The organism is Pseudarthrobacter sp. S3, assembly GCF_050156905.1.
Taxonomy (GTDB): Bacteria; Actinomycetota; Actinomycetes; order Actinomycetales; family Micrococcaceae; genus Arthrobacter.
Genome location: NZ_CP189583.1, coordinates 2,806,152 through 2,825,922 on the forward strand (window position 1 = coordinate 2,806,152; position 19,771 = coordinate 2,825,922).

Consider the following 19,771-nt stretch of genomic DNA (forward strand, 5'->3'; position numbering starts at 1 on the left):
CACCCCCGCCACGTTCACCGAAAGCGCTTATCTATGTTCTCGACTTCAGATTCCTCGTCCACTACCCCTACTACTTCGACTCCAGCAGCCTCCACGCCGCAGCCAGAGGCACTGATGATCGTCGACCTGACTGGACACCGAGCCAAGACTTCCAAGGTGGCGAAGAAGCCGTCCAAGCGTCTCAGCCAGTCGAAGGCTGCGATTGCTGAACGTGTTGCTGCTCGTGCTGAGATCGCGAAGACGAAGGCGATCAAGTCTGCTGGGACCGGCGTCAAGCGCACCGACTACAAACGCGGTACGACGACAAAGCGGAACCCGGCAGTGAGATCCGCACTGCTGACACTGTGGGCATCATTTGCCTACGCCGTGTTCGCCTATGTACCGGTGATGATGACGTTGAAGTACGGCGGCTCCACGAAAAAATGGATGAGCGTTGTCCCGAACGACAAGACACGTCTGATGCACATGCGGCTGCTTCAGGAGTGGTTTCTCGAAGACTTCGGGTATCCAATGACCTTCTTCTGGTTCCTCGACTTTTCAACTCGCGGCACGTCTCCCCACATGCACGTTTTGATGTGCATACCTAAGAGTCTGCCGGAGGGCTACGCAACGTGGGCAGAGTGGCTGGAGTTGAACTGGCGAGTAGCAACGCAACAGGAATACGACTTCGATGAATACATCGCTCCGACTGCTGACGTGACTTGGGTTCCGGATTCCGAAGACTTCGAAGGTTGCAAGACGGTGGCTGAAGCGGTGAAGAGGTTCGCGCGCTACGAAGGCTACAAGAAGAACGAAGACACCGGCGAGAAGACCAAGAAGGTTGCATCAAAGCGAGTCTCCCCCGAGTGGCTGAAGACCGGCAACTACCGGGTGAAGTTCGGCGGCGTGTCCAAGGCACTGGAACAGCCGAAGCGAAAGCCGAAGGGTGTCAAGGTGAAGTTGTACTGCCTCTGTGGGATCGCTGACTTTAACTCGATGATGCAGGAGCACTCCCCCGCTGAGCGCGATGTCCGTGAGTTCGCCTCCCGTGACAACGCCGCCGAGACAGTCCACTTGGACACCGGGCGCTGGTCTTTGGACTTCCTGCACCGTGGCAACACCGAGTTCATCGAGATCACCCCGGAACTCATTGCAGCCGTCCGCGACATCGAGGAAGCCCACACTGAATGCTCCGCCGTTGCCCCTGCCGAGGAAGCCATCAGCACCCCTGTCGCAGTCGAGGAAGCGCCCATAGCTCCCGCTGATACCGAAGAAGTTTTTACCCCAGCAGAAGCGCAGCCCGTGTCTTCCGCCTCCGCAACAATCACGAAGGACAGCCCCATGGAAGACATCAATAAGGAATTCGACGCCATGCTCAACTCCCCCGACATTGCTGAGCTGGAGGATGAGAGGCGTGAAGCAATTCGCCTAACAATCGCGCCGCGTCCGGTGGAGGAATTCATTGCAGAGCGAGCTGACATTCTGGCGGACTCTGACCTCGCGCCCGAGCAGCGAGCCAGTGAACTTGAGCGCATCGATGCAATCATCGCGGTCACCATCAACGAGACGGTGACACCCGAGGTGGTAGCGAGCACCATCGCCGGTGCGGCTGAACTCTTGCATGTTGCAGTGTTGACTGGCGAGATGGAACAAGCGGACAAGGAAAAACGAATCACTCGTATCGCGAAGAAGGTCACTGCACGATTCGAGGAATTGATCCAACACCTCGCAGGAGTAGCTGCCGACGAAGTTGTCGGCTTCAGTGCCCTTCCGCTGGCGAATCAGCCCGACGTGGTGTTGGCTCCGCTTGTAGAGATTCCGCGCATTGCTGCTGACCCGATGATACGGCGTCCACGGTTCGTTGCCGGTCTGGTGAACCGGACTCATGCGGACATTGCCTTCTTAGCTGCATACGTTCGCATTGAACGCAGCATGGACGCCATGATCGCGGACCAAATCTCGATCGACGAACACGTAGCAAACTACGTGGCGGAAAAGGCGCTGGCAGATGAGCTGGTGGAGTCAGGCAAAATGACGCCGATGCCACTCGATTTCGATCGGGTTCAGGAAGCCGCATCGCTCTAAGTCGTATTAAGCCATCCGAATCTGAGGGGCGTGTTGCTGGCAGTTTCCCGCCGGTGACGCGCCCCTATCCAATGTTCTGAGCCGGTGAGTGGTGGCGGAGTGGATCGTACTGGGTACGAACGTTCCGAAACGCCCATATCGCATACCCCTATGGGGTATGGCAGACCTCCGTTCACCCACCTGATCCCCAATATGGGACTTGGCTAGGGGTCCCTCCCCTTTCCATACGTGGTTATCGACTTATTTTCCTTGTTTGCCGTGCAGTGCGAGGCATTCAGTTTCCCTGCCGGATGGAAGAACTAATGGGAAAGGCGGGATGCTCTCCGGTGGTGGAGTTGTTCGAAGCCGAGCACATGTCGTTTCTCAACTCTTATGCTGACTCGACGGGCGGGGCGGCGCTGCGCGCGGCAGAAGGGCGACGGCGCGACTAAAACCAATACGATCACTGAATGGATAAATGGGAACGGCGCGGTCGCCAGCTAATGAAGACAACGACAATCAAGCTGAAGAAGGCGAGGGAGATTTATGACTCGTCGGCGTGCACAATCGATGCAACCGACGGCACCGGCAGGCTCACCGACATGCGTGACGGTTCAGTCTTCGTCTTCGAGCTGGAAGGCATGTTTGAGAGTGTCGAGAGTTTGCTGGGATCAAAAGAGCAGCTCGCCTTGGACAAGAGCAGTACGGCGCACCACATTGCGGCGGTCAGGTGGATGTTGAGTGTAGTTGAACACCCCTACATGCAAGAGGAGTTTCGGCTTGGCGTGGCAAAGCGTCGCGAAATTAATGAACGCAAGCCACTTGAGGCTCAGGCGGCAAAGGAAGGTTCACCAGCGCTTGCTGAGGGCGTCCTCTGAGAATTGTCAGCCCCCCGCAGTAGCCTCCGGCTATGGAAATCAAAAAGGTGCAGCGCGTATTTGGGGGCTTGGCAGATGGTGCGAGCTTCGACGATGGCGACGTGGTTCCCGAACGATTTTATGCCCGTGTGTATTTTGACGCGGACGACTTTGAGCTTTGCGGCTGTGATGACGATCGCCCGTCCCTGCGTGCCCCGTACCGGCTTGATCGTGCCCTGAGTGAGCTACAAGGCTGCTGGGCATATGTCCCTGATATGGAGGACGCGCGGTGACTCTGGGACCATTCGCAGACCGCGACGGCGTGCGCACGACACCGGAGCGCTGGGCAAGGTTGGTGGCAAGCACTGGATATTCGGAGGTCGCCACAACCAAGTATTCCCGCTTGGGTGTTAGCGTGCGAACTATTTGGCTCGGGCATGATCCTCTGGACCGTACTCCGCCTCATATCTTCGTCCCACGTGTTTCCGGTGAGGTAGTTCCCGAGGTCACAACGGCGACATTGAACGATGCGCGCAATGCCCACGCCACGATCTGCGGACGATACACCGCTCAACTGATCCTTCTGGCACACGGTGGCGCACGGAGTCTTGCAGAGGGGACACTCTGATGAGCGTGGCACCGGGGTATCCGGTTAGGCGTTGGACCGATGAGGAACTCGATGACCACACCAAAGCTGGTCCCCATTCATCAATGACGTGTCAGGGCTGTATCCAGCTAGAACGCAGGGAGTTCGAGCGCGCGGCAGTTGCTGATGGCGAAGTGCACTCACGCCTTTCTGGCGGGTGGCTCTGATGCGAGTCGTTCCTACCGCTGAGATTGTCCGCAGGTGGTCTGACGATCTGCTCAACGATCACCTCAAATTCTGCATTCCGAGCACAAGCTATCTCTGCACAGGGTGTGCTGCCCTGCAACGCCGGGAATTTGAAATGAAAGCTGTGCAGGATAATGAAGTCATAGACCGCTTGGCGGAAGGCTGGCTCTGATGGACGTACGTGTTGCCAACGAGCAAATGTCCGCGTTCCTTGAGCTGGTGATTGCCAATGACCTTGCTGATGTCATCGCGATCCGTGGCGAAGCGGGCGCCTATTTCAGCTCCTTTGAGCGTGAGCCTGCCGAGGATGGCACCGTATGGACGCAGGTAGGTGAAAAGGTACTGGTGGCTAACGCGTCCGACGGGTTTATTGATTACTTGGTAGTCAGCGGGTGTCCCGAGATTTATGCTGGGCGACTTCGAGCACAGCGGGCAACGCTCTCCGAGGTCACCAAGCTTGAAGACGCGAGGTCGCAGTACCTGCTGCTGCTGTCGATGGCGAGAGCTTGGGAGACGTGCGAAGGTTGGGACCCGGCTTGGGAGTCCGTTCCAATTTCGAAGTCTTCGATCCACTACACCAATGATCTTGCTGATGCATTAGAGCGGGGAATGCCTATTGGTGCGGCAAGTTCGGGGATCATCGCGGGCGGCTGGCTTTAGCATTAATTTCTGTATCCGCATGCTCGAATATCTTTCCCACTTGTGCCCTAGAATTGCGTCAGGACGAAACCCGATCGGTCCGGACCGCACGGGGTAAGGCTGATACGCAGCCCACTAATAAAAGCCTCCGGAGGCTTGGCACATCCTAATAAAGCCCGAACTATTAGGACGGTCCCAATGTCTGAGCCACACACGTTCCTTTCTGGACACACCCTTTTCGCGTTGCTCCCAAGTCAGCAGACAGCAGCCTACGAGCAAGCGTTCTCGAATGATGATCACGTCCGGATTCTACTTCTTCTCCGATTTGCCCCCGAGCCATTGGGTGCGATGGAAATCTTTGCTGTCACGGGGGTCGAACAAATCTATTGGAGACTGACCGAGCTACGCAGGCTAAACGTGGTCAGTGCGGAACAGTTCAAACCGGTCAGTCAGCGGAAGCGGAAGGTCTACTTCCTCAGCCCTGCTCACGCACTGTCATTCGATCTTCACTTCGAGGCTCACGGCGGCACTATCCCTTCCACGGCGTTCCAAGTGGGTGATTGATGTGGAAGGCATCTACTTTGCAGTTTCTGACGAGAACCGTCGCAAGCTACTTGCCCTGCTCGCACAGCACGGCTCCCTCACGGTGGGGGAACTAGTGGGTTTGAGGCTCCTCCCCCAGCCGACGATCTCACGCCAGCTAGCGGTGCTCCGAGCCGCAGGACTGGTGACCAGAAGGAAAAGCGGTACCGGTCGTATTTACACGCTGGTTCCGGGCGCCCTCGACGGCGTCGTAGCTGAACTCACCGAACTCAAGCACGCGGCAGTCATGGACGGAACAGAGTGAACCAGATCATCAAGGACCGCACCGTCGTGAACTCGTTTTGTATCTCGAAGGGAAGATGGTTCCATTCATCGTGAGCATTGCTGGCTGTCGGGATGGGCGGCGCTGCGCGGCATGAAGCGGCGGGCGTGGTTTGATGGGCAGCGTGAAAAAGGACAACAACAGGCGGTCCCAAGCGATCAAGTCCGCCACCGTACGGCTGAACAAGGCACTTGAAATGGTCAAGATCAACAGGATCACATTTGATGAGGCGGGCGGATCACTAGCAATTCACGATTTGAGGACTGGGCGCGTAACTGACCTCACCGTCGAGGGTCCGCTGCTGGACAGCGAGGCTCTGAATGATCTCATCGCCAAAGAGGTGGGCAACAAAAATTGTTCGGTGGAAGAGTTGTCCGATCTGATGCTTATCCACTCGGTAGTTCATTCAGACGCTGACCCAGAGGTACGAAAGCACTTCCGTGCAGCAGCTATGGCGAGGCGCGCGATGAATGAACGGACGGCACTAGAAACTGAGGCAGCCAAGGAAGGTGCACCGGCGCTTGCCGAGGGTGCCCTTTGAGAATTGCCAGTCCCCCGAAGTAGCCGTCGGCTGTGACTCGATAATGTCGGGCTGCGCGCGGCATTGAAGCGCTGCGAGCACTCCGTGATGTGATGGCGAGATGACACAAACATTGCTCCAGAAGTTGCAAAAGCAAATGGCGTCGCAAAAGCGGATTGAGGAGATCGGCAGGATCTCGCGGAGGACGCGGGCTATGTTCAAGCAGAGCGAACAGCTCGGATCAGTTGTGATGCTGGATGCACGAACGGGCGAGAGGCGGTATGTGCCGGTTCAGGCTGCGCTGCTGGATGAACATTCGCTTGCTGCACTTATACGCGAAACCATTGCTGACCATCAGCGTCCGGCAACGGAGGTTGCTGATCTGATGATCATCAAGACTCTGATTTACACAGAGAAGCATCCTGACGCGATCAAAGACTTCAAAGCTGAAGCTTCGCACCGGCGAGTCTTGAACGAGCGTGCTGCGCTGGAATCTCAGGCAGCCAAGGATGGCGCTCCAGCGCTTGCTGAAGGCGTTCTATAGCTAGCAGCCACCGTTAATGGCGATGAACCAGATATGCGTTGGCAGGGGATCAGGCGGCGCCCGGTCTGATAGCGAGCAGCGCAACCGTGCAGGAGTCGTTGTTCGTATCGATGCAACGGACCCTGGGGTTGGACAGTCTGCCCCCGCTCCGACGACGATTGCGGCGCCATCATTCACGCCACATTCTGGATCGGCGAGTGCGCCTACTCGATGCGCACCGCTAGCGGCGGAGCACCCCGCGCGCGATTCCACGGATGCCATTGATGCCCGGACCAAAGTGGAGAACCATCCAAGCGACGCCGCCAAGAACGATGACTGATGCGACACCCACGATGACCGGCGTGTTATCGGAAGCACTGGATGCGGGTGCTGCCTCGATGGCAACCGGATCGCCCTGAGCTACGACAGCTTCACTGATGGGCGTTGCCACCGGCGATGCTGACGGTTCAACAGTCACTGTAGGTGTACCCGTCGCCTCCGGCTCGCCCTGTGCGCTCTCCGGGGCAACCACGGCTTCGGCTTCGATGGCTGCCGGTACTACGGCTGACTGCCCCTGTGTGATTGATGCCTGTCCGTGTACGGGCACGGGAGCGATGTAGACGGGAGCTGGTGCCACGGGTGCCGCTGGTGCCTTGTAGGCGGGCTGTGGAGCAGCAGGCGCTTGGTAGACCGGTGCCGGTGCTTGGTACACGGGTGCAGGAGCTGCTGGTGCCTGACACGCCTGACATGGGGAGTTATCAAGTCCGGGGGGTGGGAGCTGCGGGGGACGCACGCCGTCCGCCGGTGGTGGTGGTACCTGTCCCACGGTGTTCGTGCATCCATTTACCTCAACGCAGGTTGCCTGCGCCGGACCCACCCCGAGCGATAGCCCGCCGATAAGCAAAGCCGCTGTAGCCAGAATTCGTGCAGTACCCATTGTGCTATCCCCCAAGACAATCAAGTTGACAATGTGTTCAATGTACCCGGCACCAGCGACAGGACCTATATACCCCTACGGGGTCTTGGTCAGACACGGGGAAGACTCATTCAACGACGATTGGACCTCTCTTCTGTACGCAGCACACAGACCGAAATTTGGGTATGTGGCGCTCGATGCCACTGGAGTCGCTGGTAGGTCTGCTACATCACCACCCGTTGCGCTTCCTGTAAGAGTTTTCCAGCTCTCTTCAGGCTGCGTCGGCGCGATCTCAACTTCGATCCCCGTACCACCTGTCGGATGCGCATCGGCGTTGGCAGCCGCCGCATTCTTCTTAGCACTACGCTCGCTGTACGTGGCTCCACTTTGGCAATAGGCAATTTGCCAGGATTGAATCATTCTGAGCCCTCTCCGTGGAACATGCGTTCACGAAGCGGCGGTGCTGGCACTGCTGCGTTCATGCGGGGTGAAGCCAGACGTCATCGTACGTTTTGGTATCGATGAACAGGCAACGGGAGGCGGAGGGATTTGCCTCGGGTTTCTACTTCCCCGCTGCTTCAGTACAAGTGGGCGAATAGAACATCTTTATCAACGTCAAGTTCTCGGAGTTCACCACTCCATCCGCTCCCGTCGTGGACAATTCTTACTCGGCTCTTGAAGGAACATACCGCCGCCGCCAAAGCAGCATCTTCTTCCCAGTTCGGCTCCACAATGGTGTACTCATTATGGGTTGGGTCAATTGCGGTCTTCTTTTGAAGGACTCCAGAAATTTCTATGCTTCCAGTGACGTCGCAGTCCCAGTAGCTGATAGACCCCGTCCATACCCTCGCAACAGCCATCTCTGGTGCCATGGAAAAGTTCCTCAGGACTGAGTCTTGGAGATCGCCGTTCAGGCTTCGAAAGTTTGGATTGAGCTTCTCGGCTTCTTCTATGGTCTTTCCAAGCAGGGATCGCGCCACGGTCCGAGACACTTCGTCTCGGATACTGGCGTACGAGACTGCGGATAATCCAGCAGCTTTGAAGTCGATGACGGCAGAGAGATCGTCCTCGCCCCGAGCTTCCTCTTTCGCTAACGCGACGAGATCGAGCTGCCCAAAACGATTGCGGTGTCTAACGGGGTACGTGTCATAAACGTGCTCCACGAATTGCCCAAAGTAAAGGTTCTGCGTATCGGCAATCACGCTGTCGAGAATCACCTTGACTTCCCTATCCAACCGCAAATCCAAGGAGTCAAGCGGCAATCGCGTGTCGATCGTGATGGTTTTCTTGCCTGATCCATATGCGTTCAAATCATCGAGAATCTTCAAACGCGGGTCGGATTTGACAGTCTGAATGACATCCTGGACCCACGGACCATAGTGATTAAGCACCCACTTGATGTCCGTAATTTGCGCCGAAGTGTGGCGCGCCGACTTCCAATCGGCGAGATAGACGAGCTTTGTGAGGCGTGCGTTCGATAGGTCGTCGCGACTGTTCGGAGGGTAGTTGACACAGAGATAAGCCAAGACGTCTCCCAGTTCAGCTTTACTCATCTGAGTCTCCCGTCTCGATCATTGGTGGTGTTTGCAGAGAGCTGTGCATCTTAATCACGTCTCGCAGTAACGCGGAATGAAACCCGTGGACATCTGCCAAGACGTCGCCCAGTGCCTTGAGTCTAGCGTCCTGGGTATCAGTCGTTTCCAATGACACGACCCCAACTACGTTCTTGGTATCAGGGTCTCTCAGCGGCACCACGTCGTACTGTTTTGACTTCATTCGCGGTTCCGACGCGACGAGATTGCATTTGCGTCGGTGCCAGTTCAGATAGCTACCCTTGAAGCCCGAATTATTCTGCTCTTGCCGTTCGCCCGTCTGCATCGCGATTCCAATCAGACCATCCTGCCTTGAGAACGATTTGGTTATAGTCGCGTCACCGATCGAGTGCCAGTCGGTATTCTGGCTGAACCGGGCAACGATCTTCATTTCCTTGCCCTCAACGATGTACAGGGACGCTCGGCAGTCTGCATCGAAGGAGCTGTTGTGTTCTTGAGCAATCCTTCTCAGTACAGCGGTCGCGTAATTTTGTATAGCTCGGCTTGCAGCTTTTATCACGGTCTCCTGCTGAGCCGCCTTTGCCTGCTCGTCCTGCCATTCCGCCGTCAGACGACCGATTTCGCCGGTCTTTGACTCTATTATGCCGTCGCGATCTTTGAGGACTCCGCCGCGCAAGCCTGTTCCGACTTCAGATACCGCGAGCATTGATACGCCCACGAGGAACGTTGGCACGCTCGCTGGAGAACTGGCGATTAGACCGGCGAAAGCCATAAAGCCTGGACCGACCCACCTGCCAGTAGCTGCTATGCCAGAGTGTTTATCGACCCATTTCGCTACAGTTTCCCGTGCTCCCTTCAGCAGGGGAACCAGCCATTGCCCACTTAATGACGCGGACTGCAAATCTGCTTCCATGGGTTCCGATGTATCAGCCGATGGCGACTGCGCGTCGGTTTCGACGGTCATCTACAGGTCCGCTCGCTCAATGTGCACTCATAGATCGTAAGCGATAGCCGCAGAAGTTACGGAGCGTGAGAGACACATCTGTCGCTGCTAGCAAACTGTCTCGCTGAGCATGACCTCGAAGGTGATGTCAGCGTGAGCGAGAACGCATAAGTGTCTAGGCTGTGGGCGTGGACCTAGTCATACCAAACGGTTTTAAACCCGCTACACGTGCCGTATCACACCAGACCTTAGCCGATGGATTTGCCGAAGCGGTGAGAAGGAAAGACCTCCTGAGAATTTTAGATTTCCTCTCGGTAAGCAAAACAACAGACTCCTACGGCGAGGTTACGCACAGCGCTTTTATTGTGGTGACCAATGGGGAAGGGATCATTAGGCTCGGGCGTGGATGGGTGAAGTCTGTCGATCCGTGGATGGTTATCAGCCTCAGCACGCCCGATGGCACCGTGGAGAGCCCGTGGCGTGAATGGGACGAAAATGATGAGTTATTCAGTTTTGAAGACGATAACGGTGGCTTCCTCTGGGTCGAAAGCGACTGCTATTGGGAAGACCTCGTGAAGCTGACGGAAGAGGGCGCGGTTCCTGAGTCCTTTTTTGATGACCTTGAGGATTGGCACCCTGAGATGGACGGAGCACCGGAGGATATTCCTACAATCGAGGAACTGATTAGTGTGGCGCGCAGAAAGCAGCTCGAAAAGGACGCTGTCCTCGCTGGCACGCCGACTTCACTGGTCGAAGGCGTTCTATGAAAGCGGGCGTACCCCGGTGAGTGAAGGATGGCATTGCCCTCAACCAATACTTGAGGTCTGACGGTAGCGCCAACGAGAGGGACTACGGCTAGTAGAGAGCCGTCGTCCATGTCTTCAACGTGCCCAAGCCTTCCGTGCCCCTAGCGCTACCTAAGTAGGACGTGTTGTGGGTTGGCAACCTGTTGAAAATCCCGTACTCGCGGCTGTAGAAGTCCAAATGCACTCCGACGCTTGCTGTCTCGATCCGCAGCAATTCCTGCGATCCACGTCGGAACACCTTCGCGGGGAAAGCAGCCGGATTCAGCCAACTGACCTGTACCACGTCACAAAGGGTGGTCACGTCGAAGCCGGAAATCGTTGCCGGTCGACGGTGTACTCGCTCCAGCAGCCAAATCTCGTCTTGGACTTTTGTCAGTTTCCAAGGCTCTTCCCGACCGATTTGTTGGTAGTCCAAGTAGGCGACGAAACCGGCGCCCAAAGCCACCATTAAACTAAGCAGCGCGACGATGAGCGCCCATAGCGCCAATGGATCGGTCAACGGTCCTCACCCATCAGTTGATGAATTCACTTGCAAATGATTTGAGAACTTCCCATGATCCATTCGCTTCCTTGACCATCGTTTCGGAGCAGAACAGGTACTGCCACTGGGGAAACTGACCCGAATCGTTGACGTGGTTCTGCCAACGCTGGGCGGCAAGGCGGTTTTCGGTGACTTCTTGTCGAGTGAGGTCCCTATCCGCTTTGCCTTCGATGAGGTAGTGGACATTGTCCTTGTCGATCGCGATGAGGTCAGGGAAGTAGCTGCGCGCGCCGACGTCGATGCTCACATCTCGATCCCCATTGACGTAGAGCCGAGTCCACACAGCTATCTCGGAAGTCGCATCAATCAGCCGCGCTAGTGCCAGTTCGGTGGTTGCTGCGTCAAAGGCGACCAGCGGCATCGCAGAGCGAACCCAACCCCGGTAGAAGCGGTCTCTAACTGGTCCCGCCAAGTCTTTGTGGACGATGGGCTTGTCCGGGTAGATGACCGGCGACAACGGCACTTCCACAAGCTCAAACCGAAAAGAGGGAATACCAACGGACGTTTGCTTCACGTAGCTGTCATCGATGAGCCTAAGCAACCCGTTGACCGCCATAACGGTACGGTTCATGCCCCACTCGATGGTGTCTTGGTCTTTCCCCACCCCCGCGCCCAGCAGAAACTGATCAACGAGACGGTTCAGAGCGTTCTTCTCAGGGGTTGTCCCGACAAACAGGTCCTTCTTTCGCAGGCGTGCGATCACCTCAGACTTAACCTCAGACACCGGGACCTTCTCCTGATAGCCGTCAAGGTAGTCCTGTTGAACCTCTTGAATGGATACCGTTCCGGCTTCATCCCGCGTTGCCTCAAGTGCCTTACGAGTCAGTCGATCCGACACCTCTTGGGTGTACTTCGCGCCGACGCTAAACGCCTGACCGTTGTTGACCGCCGAGAGGCTAAAGGCAGCCGGAGTAATCTCCGTTCTCTGCGCTGGGAAGTAGATCTCCTTGAATTTTACGTCTTTGTACATGTGCGTCGGCTTCTGTGCCTGCTGGACTCGTTGTCCGATTTCCTGAATCAGGAGGACTTCCGAGGCGTCCATCACGGTGCCATCATTCTCACCGCTCCCTGCGGTCGCGCTCCACGCAAAGGCGATCCCCTCCGGTCCTGCTGCCGGGACTCCAGCACCAGTTCCTGCCGACGAGAGAGAACCACCGTTATTGTCTGGCGAGACTAATCCCGCCGGAGAGCTGTCCGTCTCCCCCGATTCGGTCTCACTTTCTTCACGGACATGGTTCCGGACGTTTTCGTCAGGGATGAGCTGTTCCAGCAGAAGGTTCTTCTGTGCAAGCAGCCTCTTGTAACTCTGGTGGTCGATGATGTCGAGCTGATCGATCAGCGGGATACCAACGCGGCGACCGAAGGGAAGTCGCAGCCCGCGCCCCATAATCTGCTCAGTGAGGGTTTCGGAAGCCAGCTTTCGAGTCACCATAATGACCGCGACCGTCTTTACATCCCAGCCCTCTTTCAGCTTGCTTACGCTGACAACCGCCCGGACCGGAGAGTCAGGGCGTTCAACGGTTTCAAGTGCCAGCATTTCAGCATCTGAAGACTCGCTGGTGACACACAGGACAGCACTCTGGTCACCCTCAAAATGTTCACTGACCAACTTGTCTGTGTACTCGGTCGCTTCGCTGATGCTTGCACAGACCACTAGCAGCAAGGGCTTGCGAGCGGGAAGGTCTTCCTGAACGGCGTAGTCGAGATAAACCAACTCTTTGGCATCACGAACTGCACAGGCATCTGCCAACTGAAGATCGACTGATGCATGACCATTAAGGCGGTAGGCAAGCGTGGGAATCTTCACGTACTCGTCGACGATCGCATCAGCCAGCGGATAGTGAAAGATGATCTTTTCGCGATCGGCTTCCGCTGGGGTCGCCGTCAGTCCAACGAGTGCCCGTGGGCTCAGGTCGCGGACAGCTTTCGAGAACTTGGCTGCTTGCTCGTGATAGGTGTGGTGCTCATCTGCAATGACAACCAGATCGTCGACGGTCTGAAGGTGCTCGTAGAGTCCGGTGCCGATGAACTCATTAACCTCGAATGTCGCCCTGTTGTCCTTGATGTTGGGTTTGAGAAGCTGATGGACGTTGAAGATAAATATCTTGAGCGTGTTCGGGTCGTGGAGAGCGTCTCCCACCTCGGAGCGCTGAAAGTTCTCTCTGGTCACAACAAGTGGTTGGACCTCCAAGTTGGGTACATACTTGGCGTGCCCCGGACTGAAGTTTCCGACCGTCTTCTCCAAGACGACCTTGCCCGGAGTCATGATCATGACATTTCGAACATCCTTGGCGAAAAGATACTCGACCAATCCGGCGGTGATGTACGTCTTGCCCACACCGGTCGCCAGATCGCAGACAACCTCGCGGAACTCATCCGCTCCGATATTTTCGACAATGGCTGACAGAGCGCGCTTGTTAGGGTCCCGTAGACCGATACGGACACCGATCTCGGACACAAGCTCCTGATCGTTTTCCAGCCAAGTCATGAGCGGACCGCTTTCGAGATGTCAAAGGATGTATGAAGGGGAAACTTTTTGACGTGCGAGCCGGGAGACAGCTCGCGCAGTAGCTCCGAGGCTCCCGGCGCAATACCCTTGCTAGCTACGATGACTTTCTCGTCAGCCCGAAGGGAGCGGACAATATCCCTGATGTTCTCCGCGCTGACAATTCCATCCACCACCGCTAGCAGAGTTGCGCCTCGCTGACCAGCAAAGGGGTACCTGTCACGGGCGTTCTTAGGGAAACCGAGCTGCACCCGAGCCCCTTCTGTGAACACTCCGTTGAGAGCTTCATCGGCAAAAAGTGGGTAACCGTCTTCATCCAGCGTGTACATGCTTGGGGCAATCCTGTAGACGCCGAACGAGCCTCCGCCTCCCCACCGTTCTTCCGCAGGCTCCAGCTTCGACGCGGTGAGGCGCTTGATTTCGTTGATAGCTGGATCGTTGGATTCCAGCAGCCCTGTATTGACTAGTTCCTTCAGCACTTTGCTGGCTGTCTTGTAGTCAGCGAGCACCCCACCTTCGGGGAAATCATCCTCCGTCGGCACTTCTCTCGGTGGCAACATCGTTATGCCGCCGGAGTCCTCGTTGTTGATGACTCTCTCAAGGCGCGGTTTTGTGAACTTGTTCACAGTATTCTCCGACAACTCAACAGTGACCCAACGCCGTCCCATCTTGTGCGCGACGGCTGCGGTGGTGCCGGACCCCCCAAAACAGTCCAAGACGATGTCACCGGGATTGCTTGCAATGTGGATGATGCGTTCCAGCAACAGCTCGGGCTTGGGCGTCGAGAACTGTGATCCTTCGTCAGGGAACATGGTCTTCAAGTGTGCTTTGGTTTGGCGGCTGGTGTGGACGTCGGTCCAAATGGTCGCCCATGGACGCTCTGGAGTCTCCGGGGCGTACTCCCGCGTGTACGGAACCCACTTTTCGACTCCAGCGTCATCGATGCGCTTGGTCCAGATGAGGCGACCTTCAGCCTCGGCTCGCTGGACGCCTTCAACACCTGCTGCCCATCGACCTTCCCGACCGTCATCACGAATCGGATAGACATCGTTGCCATCTGGATCGGTTAGCTTGAAAAACATCGTCTCCCGGTCCGAGCGGAGGCTGCTCTTCCCGTTCTTCCTCAGCAGCCTGTCCCGAAAGCGGCGTCCATCCTCCGCGACCTTGCCGTAAGCAGCCGCTAAGGCAGGATCAACCTTGCGGTTGAAGGAGTTCCGGGTGGCTGGGACCTTGGTGTAGCACAGGATATTTTCGTGATCGGGAGTTACGGTGACCTTGTTATCGTTCGGGCTATCAACCTTCCGCCAGATCACTGACGTGACGTAATTCCGCCGTCCGAAAACCTCATCCATGATGACTTTGCAGTAAGCCATTTCGGCATCGTCGAGATGAACCCAGACAGAACCGTCTTCCGACAGCAATTCCTTGATCTGAACGAGCCGGTCCCGCATCACCGTCAGCCACACGGAGTGTTCCAAACCATCGTCGTAGTGTTCGAAGGTCTGACCCGTGTTGAATGGCGGATCGACGTATACGAGCTTCACTTTGCCACGGTACTTTTGGGCATAGTCGGGATGGTGGATCAAGGCGCGGAGCGCATCAGATGAATCCCCGACGATAAGCATGTTGTCGTCGGTGGCTCCGGGCATCGGATCGGCAACAGCGGACGAGCAGTACTCTTCCGGCAGCAGCCGCCTTACCTCATGTACACGGACATCGTCCTGCGGCACCCACTCGTACCCCCCGTCTGGCGTGTTTACCAGCGAGGCGTCCTTGCCGGTCCATGTCAGTGTCAATCGTCCGTGGGGCTGCATGTAGTGCTTTCTTCGGTTCCAATGCGTCGTTCTGATCCTAAGCCAATCGATATACCCCGATCAGCCGTGACTCTCGACACCGCGATAAATTGACGGCTTCACTTGATGTACTCGTCGTCGCGGGAGCGTGAGAAGCGCCGCACCGACCGGGACAAGCCGGATGTTTCTGACCGCCTGGCTTGCTCCCTCAACGGTTGAGCCGGTGGCTTCTTGGTCCAAGCGCTCCCACGTCCAATCGCTTTTCTCCAAAACCTTTACTCTGATCTCTTGAATGATGGAGGTAGAGACCTTCCGCTGTGCAGTCGTAATGGACTACGTGACCTGCCTCAGCAGGGCACACCGTGCAGGTCTAATTGGCAGAAATCTTTTGCCAATCAGCGGCTTTCAGCCACTCAACAATGGCGGAACCGCTCAGGCATAGAGGGGCGGTCTTGAGTGAGCTGGCGAACCGAGAAGCTTCTTTACTCCGAACCTTCCCGTATGAGTCCGCCACAGCTTTTGAGTGCAAGACAAGCGCCCCATGCCTCGCCCGCGAAATCATGACAGAGAGAACGCGCGCCTCTTCCGCTAGTTCCTCGGCGGAGGTCGCCTTGAAGAATGGAAGCACGCCGTCCTCCGCCCCAACCACGCATACCCAATCGAACTGCTGCCCCTTGCCCGCATGCCCACTCAGGAGATGAACTCCGGGAGCACTGATAAATGCGGATGAGTCACCGACCTTGATCCGACCAAGCAAATCCGCTGCTTCAGCGCCTCGAACCAGTTCGTCATGCACCCACTCCAGCGCCTCTCGCAGGGAGGTACGCGTATCTGGGTCATGAAGTGCCTCTGCATCTGCCAAATCCATGAGGAACTCGGTGGGATTTTCTGCACGCTCCCACGCCGTGCGATTAAGGTTAGACAGAATACGACGGGTTGCGTTCGCAGTCTCCCTGTCCAGCAATGGGTCGTCCCATCGATGCCATGGCAGGCTTCCAGCCTTGAAGGCTTCGTCTACAAAACGCCGTCTCCCTGCCGTGCGGCAAATGACTCCGACGCGATGAGTAGGAGCACGCTCCAGTACATAGGATGCGAATTTGTAAACCCACTGCGCCTCAGTCTCCGTGGTGGTGAAGGATGCTACACCCCCTAGCCCATCTTCAGACCAAGCGTCCGGCGCTGCGCATATCAGGTGCTCTCCACCGGTGTAGTTCCGTAGGGCGTTCACAAGGTCCAGCACAGCAGGAGAGGACCTATGGGATTCGGCGAAAACGATCTGCTTCTCCGCATACCCCAAAATCGACTCGTAAACGGCGTTGGGTGCAGCACCAGAGAAAGAGTAGATTCCCTGTGCGAGGTCTCCGGCGTACGTTACTTTATCGCCGCCGATGCTCCTGACTAGCCGTAGTTGCTGAAGCGTCAAATCTTGGAACTCGTCTACGACCACACACTCAAAGTGTTGCGCGTAGATGTCCGCAACAACTTCATTCTGGAGGATAACTTCGGCGTGACGTAAGAGGTCTTCATAGGTAAGTCGTCCCTCCTCCCGCCGCTTAGACTCAATTGACTCCGCTATCGGGTCCCCGTGCTCACGGAGCGAATCTAGAACTTCCACGTCCGTAAGCGGCTGCAATTTGGTGTTGCGGAGAACACGACGCACGTCATCTGTACGGTCGTAGCCGAGCCCACGAAGTCGGCACTCCACGGCAACCCAGTCAGAATCTGGAAGCACAGCGTCTGACTCCACACCTATGACGTTGCCGTGAGCGCGGACTATTCTGGCTGCCAAGCCATGGAAGTTAGCAATGGTGACCATGTCTTGAAGCTTGCGAGGATCTACGTACTCCTTAAGACGCTCGCGAATGTTGTCTCGTGCTCTTTTGGAGAATGTGACGACGAGAATTCTTCGTGGTCTACGTACCTGTTCCCGCTGGATTAGTCCTGCGATCCGGAGTGCTAGAGCTTCAGTTTTGCCGCATCCCGCAGGAGCCACGACCAGCATGCTAAGTTCCGGCGAATCTCGAATGAGGGCTTGCTTAGGAGTTGGCACTACCACTCTGTGCGCTCCATCACGTCAGACAGCAATGCATCAACGCTGCCGACCTTTCGTGCTGACGCCGCATCCATAATGCTCGCCGCAACCAAGGCAGCCCGGACCTTGTAGCTTGATTTGAACCGGCAAAAAGCGGCGACATCAGAGGGGAGAAGTGTTTTGCCGGTCCCCGACCGCGTACAGTTCCTCAATTCGTTCTTCGTGAACAGCTTGGAAGACTCCAGAGCCGCAAAGAGTTCGGTGTGACCAAGTGCAGAAGTGTATTCGTCCTCTAAATCTGCCTCTGATACGAATACTGAGTTCGACGCGAACTCGGATTCTGTCAAACCTAGGTGAGTTTCGGTATCGCTTACTGCATCGCGATCGATCAGGACCGACATCGCCACGTTGAAGCCTGAACTGCCGAACAACTTGTGAACATACTTGACGTCGCCCGCTCCGCCAAGTTCCACCAATGCGACGCCCAACCGGTCGAGGTCCCGGTCCGTCAGTTCCGCCGCCCTCTGAATGATGATCCGATCAGCCGGTCCCTCGACCAGCGCTACCCGTCGGGAGGTTAGGGGTTCTAACTTATTCGCCACCCACCAATGCGCGAGCAGCCGCTCCTCATCGTCAAGAAACCCGGCTGACGGCTGAACCACGACGCCACCGGGCTTAACAACAACGACGTCGTCAACGTCAAAGATTCCGACGATATCCGGTGAATGAGTTGCCAAGATTTTTTGGTTCGCCCCATCGCGGAGTAAGCGCCCTAAACTTCTTTGGCTGGACGGATGAAGATGTATTTCGGGTTCGTCGATAGCAACAATATTCGCCGACTCAGCCACGAGGTCGTATAGGGCAATCGCAAAAAGAGCCCTTGCCCCGTCTGACTGTTCCGTCATGTTCCGCAGCTCGCCCTTCCGACGAATTTGTAGTCTGACGTCACTCAGCAAGTCCTCCGTTGCAGTCGAGACAAAACTTAAGTCGTCCTGCTCGATGCCTTCAGGGAGCGCCTTCTTAAGCTGATTGGATAACCGTGATCGAAGCTTCCTAAGAACGGCGGAGCCATCAAGTTGACCTTGAAAAGCTGCGGCAATCGACGCAAATTGCGCCTCCTCGTCTCCAAGCTCGATCGCGGAAATGATGTCGTCCAGCGAAGTGTTGCGGTCGTCTCTGAAGTCTCGGGACGACGAATGGGCTGCGCCTACTGTCTTCCAGCCCAAGCCCGCTAACTGATCCCGTGACATTTGCCTGCCTGTTGAACCGTCCGGCGCAGTTCTCATGGCGCTGAGCGTCTCCTCGGAATCAAGGCTCGCGGTCATCTGCACTCGCAAGTGCCTCTCCCCAGTAACCGGGTTGACGTGAATCTCATCCGGAAACAGGGCGTAGTCGTCGGGCTTGAGATCAGTCAAAGTCGCTTCAACAACGAATGGAAGTGACTTATCCCTGAAATCGGTGGCGTCGATCCTGCCGTAGAGTGCGGCAGTTGAAGCACCAAGCAGCAGGTCAAGGCATCGGAGTAGCGAAGACTTCCCGACGTCGTTCGGACCAACGATTACGAGATGCTTACGTACCTCGATCGTGCAATCCGCCAACCGGCTATGATTCTCAATTTTGAAAGTGCTCAGTTTCACTGGTCCCCCGTCAACGACACAGGGGCTAGGAAGAACGCCCCAACGCTTCAGCTCCCCATTATGACAACAGGAGCACCCGACCCTCCTCGCGACATGCTGAAGGCTAAGGGGCTTGAGGTGCAATGCCAGTGTTAGGGGGCGTTTGTGATGCCTGCCGGATTTGCCCTCTCTGCGCTCGATTACACGCTCGACGAATCAATGCATTAGTGCCCATACGTCTTCGTGAAATGAGTGACCCCCACCTTGGCTTCGAGCCGGGTGGGGGTCTTTCGCCGTTTAAGGATCAGCTCGCACTGCCCTTGCAGGAAGCGATACCGTATTTGCTCGTAGTGCTGTTCTGGCTGATGATGGTGCCGTCTACGCTGATCCGGCAGGTGAGGCTGCCATAGAAATCCGCGTCCGAGACGCTTGCGCCTTTGCGCATGTTCCCCTTGTTTTGAGCGGAAATGTAAACGAACGCACCACGTTTCATTGTGAAGCTGAGTCCGTTCGCACCGGTGCTCTTGCTCTTAAGCGGAACGCTGATTGATTGCTGGCTGGTGCCGTCGCCTGTCTCGATGGTGATGTCGGCTCCGGTTGCAGTCCCGACGACCTCATAAAGGACGTTCACCGTGGATGGCAGTGCGTTGGAACCGGAGTTGCTGTTGGATGAGCTGCCAGATGAGCACGCAGAGACTCCCAGCAAAATCGCAGTGGTCGCCGCTGTCAGAGTGATGGCGCGTTTGATGTTTAGTTTCGGCTGCCTCATCGCAGCCCTTCCCCATG

18 protein-coding genes are annotated in these 19,771 nt (G+C 56.5%); 9 read left to right on the forward strand and 9 right to left on the reverse strand.

What is annotated here, in order from left to right; translation table 11 throughout:
• Positions 1-114 precede the first annotated feature (114 nt).
• The 8 genes from ACQCSV_RS13480 to ACQCSV_RS13515 all read left to right on the forward strand — a co-directional run bounded on the left by ACQCSV_RS13480 (position 115) and on the right by ACQCSV_RS13515 (position 6,300).
• Positions 115-2,064 (forward strand): hypothetical protein, encoded by a 1,950-nt coding sequence (locus ACQCSV_RS13480; RefSeq protein ID WP_426938565.1) that lies wholly within the window; start codon positions 115-117, stop codon positions 2,062-2,064.
• Positions 2,065-2,513: 449 nt separating this feature from the next.
• On the forward strand, positions 2,514-2,921 hold the full coding sequence (locus ACQCSV_RS13485; protein WP_426938566.1) for a hypothetical protein: 408 nt from the start codon (positions 2,514-2,516) through the stop codon (positions 2,919-2,921).
• A 32-nt stretch (positions 2,922-2,953) separates the two neighbouring features.
• Positions 2,954-3,193: a hypothetical protein gene (locus ACQCSV_RS13490; protein ID WP_426938567.1), complete on the forward strand. Its 240-nt coding sequence runs from the start codon at positions 2,954-2,956 to the stop codon at positions 3,191-3,193.
• A gap of 710 nt (positions 3,194-3,903) precedes the next feature.
• Positions 3,904-4,392: a hypothetical protein gene (locus ACQCSV_RS13495; protein ID WP_426938568.1), complete on the forward strand. Its 489-nt coding sequence runs from the start codon at positions 3,904-3,906 to the stop codon at positions 4,390-4,392.
• Between the two features lie 177 nt (positions 4,393-4,569).
• Positions 4,570-4,935 (forward strand): hypothetical protein, encoded by a 366-nt coding sequence (locus ACQCSV_RS13500; protein ID WP_426938569.1) that lies wholly within the window; start codon positions 4,570-4,572, stop codon positions 4,933-4,935.
• Entirely contained in the window at positions 4,928-5,218 is a 291-nt protein-coding gene (locus tag ACQCSV_RS13505; RefSeq protein WP_426938570.1) for an ArsR/SmtB family transcription factor, read from the forward strand. Before ACQCSV_RS13500 ends, ACQCSV_RS13505 begins: the two co-directional genes overlap by 8 nt.
• A 142-nt stretch (positions 5,219-5,360) precedes the next feature.
• Positions 5,361-5,777, forward strand: coding sequence for a hypothetical protein (locus ACQCSV_RS13510; RefSeq protein WP_426938571.1), 417 nt, complete (start codon positions 5,361-5,363; stop codon positions 5,775-5,777).
• Positions 5,778-5,877: 100 nt separating this feature from the next.
• Entirely contained in the window at positions 5,878-6,300 is a 423-nt protein-coding gene (locus tag ACQCSV_RS13515; protein WP_426938572.1) for a hypothetical protein, read from the forward strand.
• Positions 6,301-6,520: 220 nt separating this feature from the next.
• Here ACQCSV_RS13515 and ACQCSV_RS13520 read toward each other — a convergent pair whose 3' ends face one another.
• From ACQCSV_RS13520 to ACQCSV_RS13530, 3 genes are all read right to left on the reverse strand, one after another.
• On the reverse strand, positions 6,521-6,991 hold the full coding sequence (locus ACQCSV_RS13520) for a hypothetical protein (RefSeq protein ID WP_426938573.1): 471 nt from the start codon (positions 6,989-6,991) through the stop codon (positions 6,521-6,523).
• Positions 6,992-7,773: 782 nt separating this feature from the next.
• Positions 7,774-8,748 (reverse strand): Panacea domain-containing protein, encoded by a 975-nt coding sequence (locus tag ACQCSV_RS13525; RefSeq protein ID WP_426938574.1) that lies wholly within the window; start codon positions 8,746-8,748, stop codon positions 7,774-7,776.
• Positions 8,741-9,661 carry a hypothetical protein gene (locus ACQCSV_RS13530; protein ID WP_426938575.1) on the reverse strand — a complete coding sequence of 307 codons (921 nt, stop codon included), beginning with the start codon at positions 9,659-9,661 and terminating at the stop codon, positions 8,741-8,743. The genes ACQCSV_RS13525 and ACQCSV_RS13530 overlap by 8 nt, the downstream gene beginning before the upstream one ends.
• A gap of 218 nt (positions 9,662-9,879) precedes the next feature.
• Here ACQCSV_RS13530 and ACQCSV_RS13535 point away from each other — a divergent pair, with 218 nt between their 5' ends.
• Positions 9,880-10,458: a hypothetical protein gene (locus ACQCSV_RS13535; RefSeq protein WP_426938576.1), complete on the forward strand. Its 579-nt coding sequence runs from the start codon at positions 9,880-9,882 to the stop codon at positions 10,456-10,458.
• 88 nt (positions 10,459-10,546) lie between these two features.
• On the opposite strand, the gene ACQCSV_RS13540 is transcribed toward ACQCSV_RS13535, so the two are convergent.
• The 6 genes from ACQCSV_RS13540 to ACQCSV_RS13565 form a co-directional block, all read right to left on the reverse strand.
• Positions 10,547-10,996 (reverse strand): hypothetical protein, encoded by a 450-nt coding sequence (locus ACQCSV_RS13540; RefSeq protein WP_426938577.1) that lies wholly within the window; start codon positions 10,994-10,996, stop codon positions 10,547-10,549.
• Positions 10,997-11,009: 13 nt separating this feature from the next.
• Positions 11,010-13,526 carry a DEAD/DEAH box helicase gene (locus ACQCSV_RS13545; protein WP_426938578.1) on the reverse strand — a complete coding sequence of 839 codons (2,517 nt, stop codon included), beginning with the start codon at positions 13,524-13,526 and terminating at the stop codon, positions 11,010-11,012.
• Positions 13,523-15,358: a site-specific DNA-methyltransferase gene (locus ACQCSV_RS13550; protein WP_426938579.1), complete on the reverse strand. Its 1,836-nt coding sequence runs from the start codon at positions 15,356-15,358 to the stop codon at positions 13,523-13,525. The genes ACQCSV_RS13545 and ACQCSV_RS13550 overlap by 4 nt, the downstream gene beginning before the upstream one ends.
• A gap of 349 nt (positions 15,359-15,707) precedes the next feature.
• A complete protein-coding gene (locus ACQCSV_RS13555) occupies positions 15,708-17,393 on the reverse strand; it encodes a UvrD-helicase domain-containing protein (RefSeq protein ID WP_426938580.1) in 1,686 nt (561 codons plus the stop codon).
• Positions 17,387-19,006 (reverse strand): ATP-dependent nuclease, encoded by a 1,620-nt coding sequence (locus tag ACQCSV_RS13560; protein WP_426938581.1) that lies wholly within the window; start codon positions 19,004-19,006, stop codon positions 17,387-17,389. Before ACQCSV_RS13560 ends, ACQCSV_RS13555 begins: the two co-directional genes overlap by 7 nt.
• Before the next feature lie 283 nt (positions 19,007-19,289).
• Positions 19,290-19,754: a hypothetical protein gene (locus ACQCSV_RS13565; protein ID WP_426938582.1), complete on the reverse strand. Its 465-nt coding sequence runs from the start codon at positions 19,752-19,754 to the stop codon at positions 19,290-19,292.
• Positions 19,755-19,771: the final 17 nt, after the last annotated feature.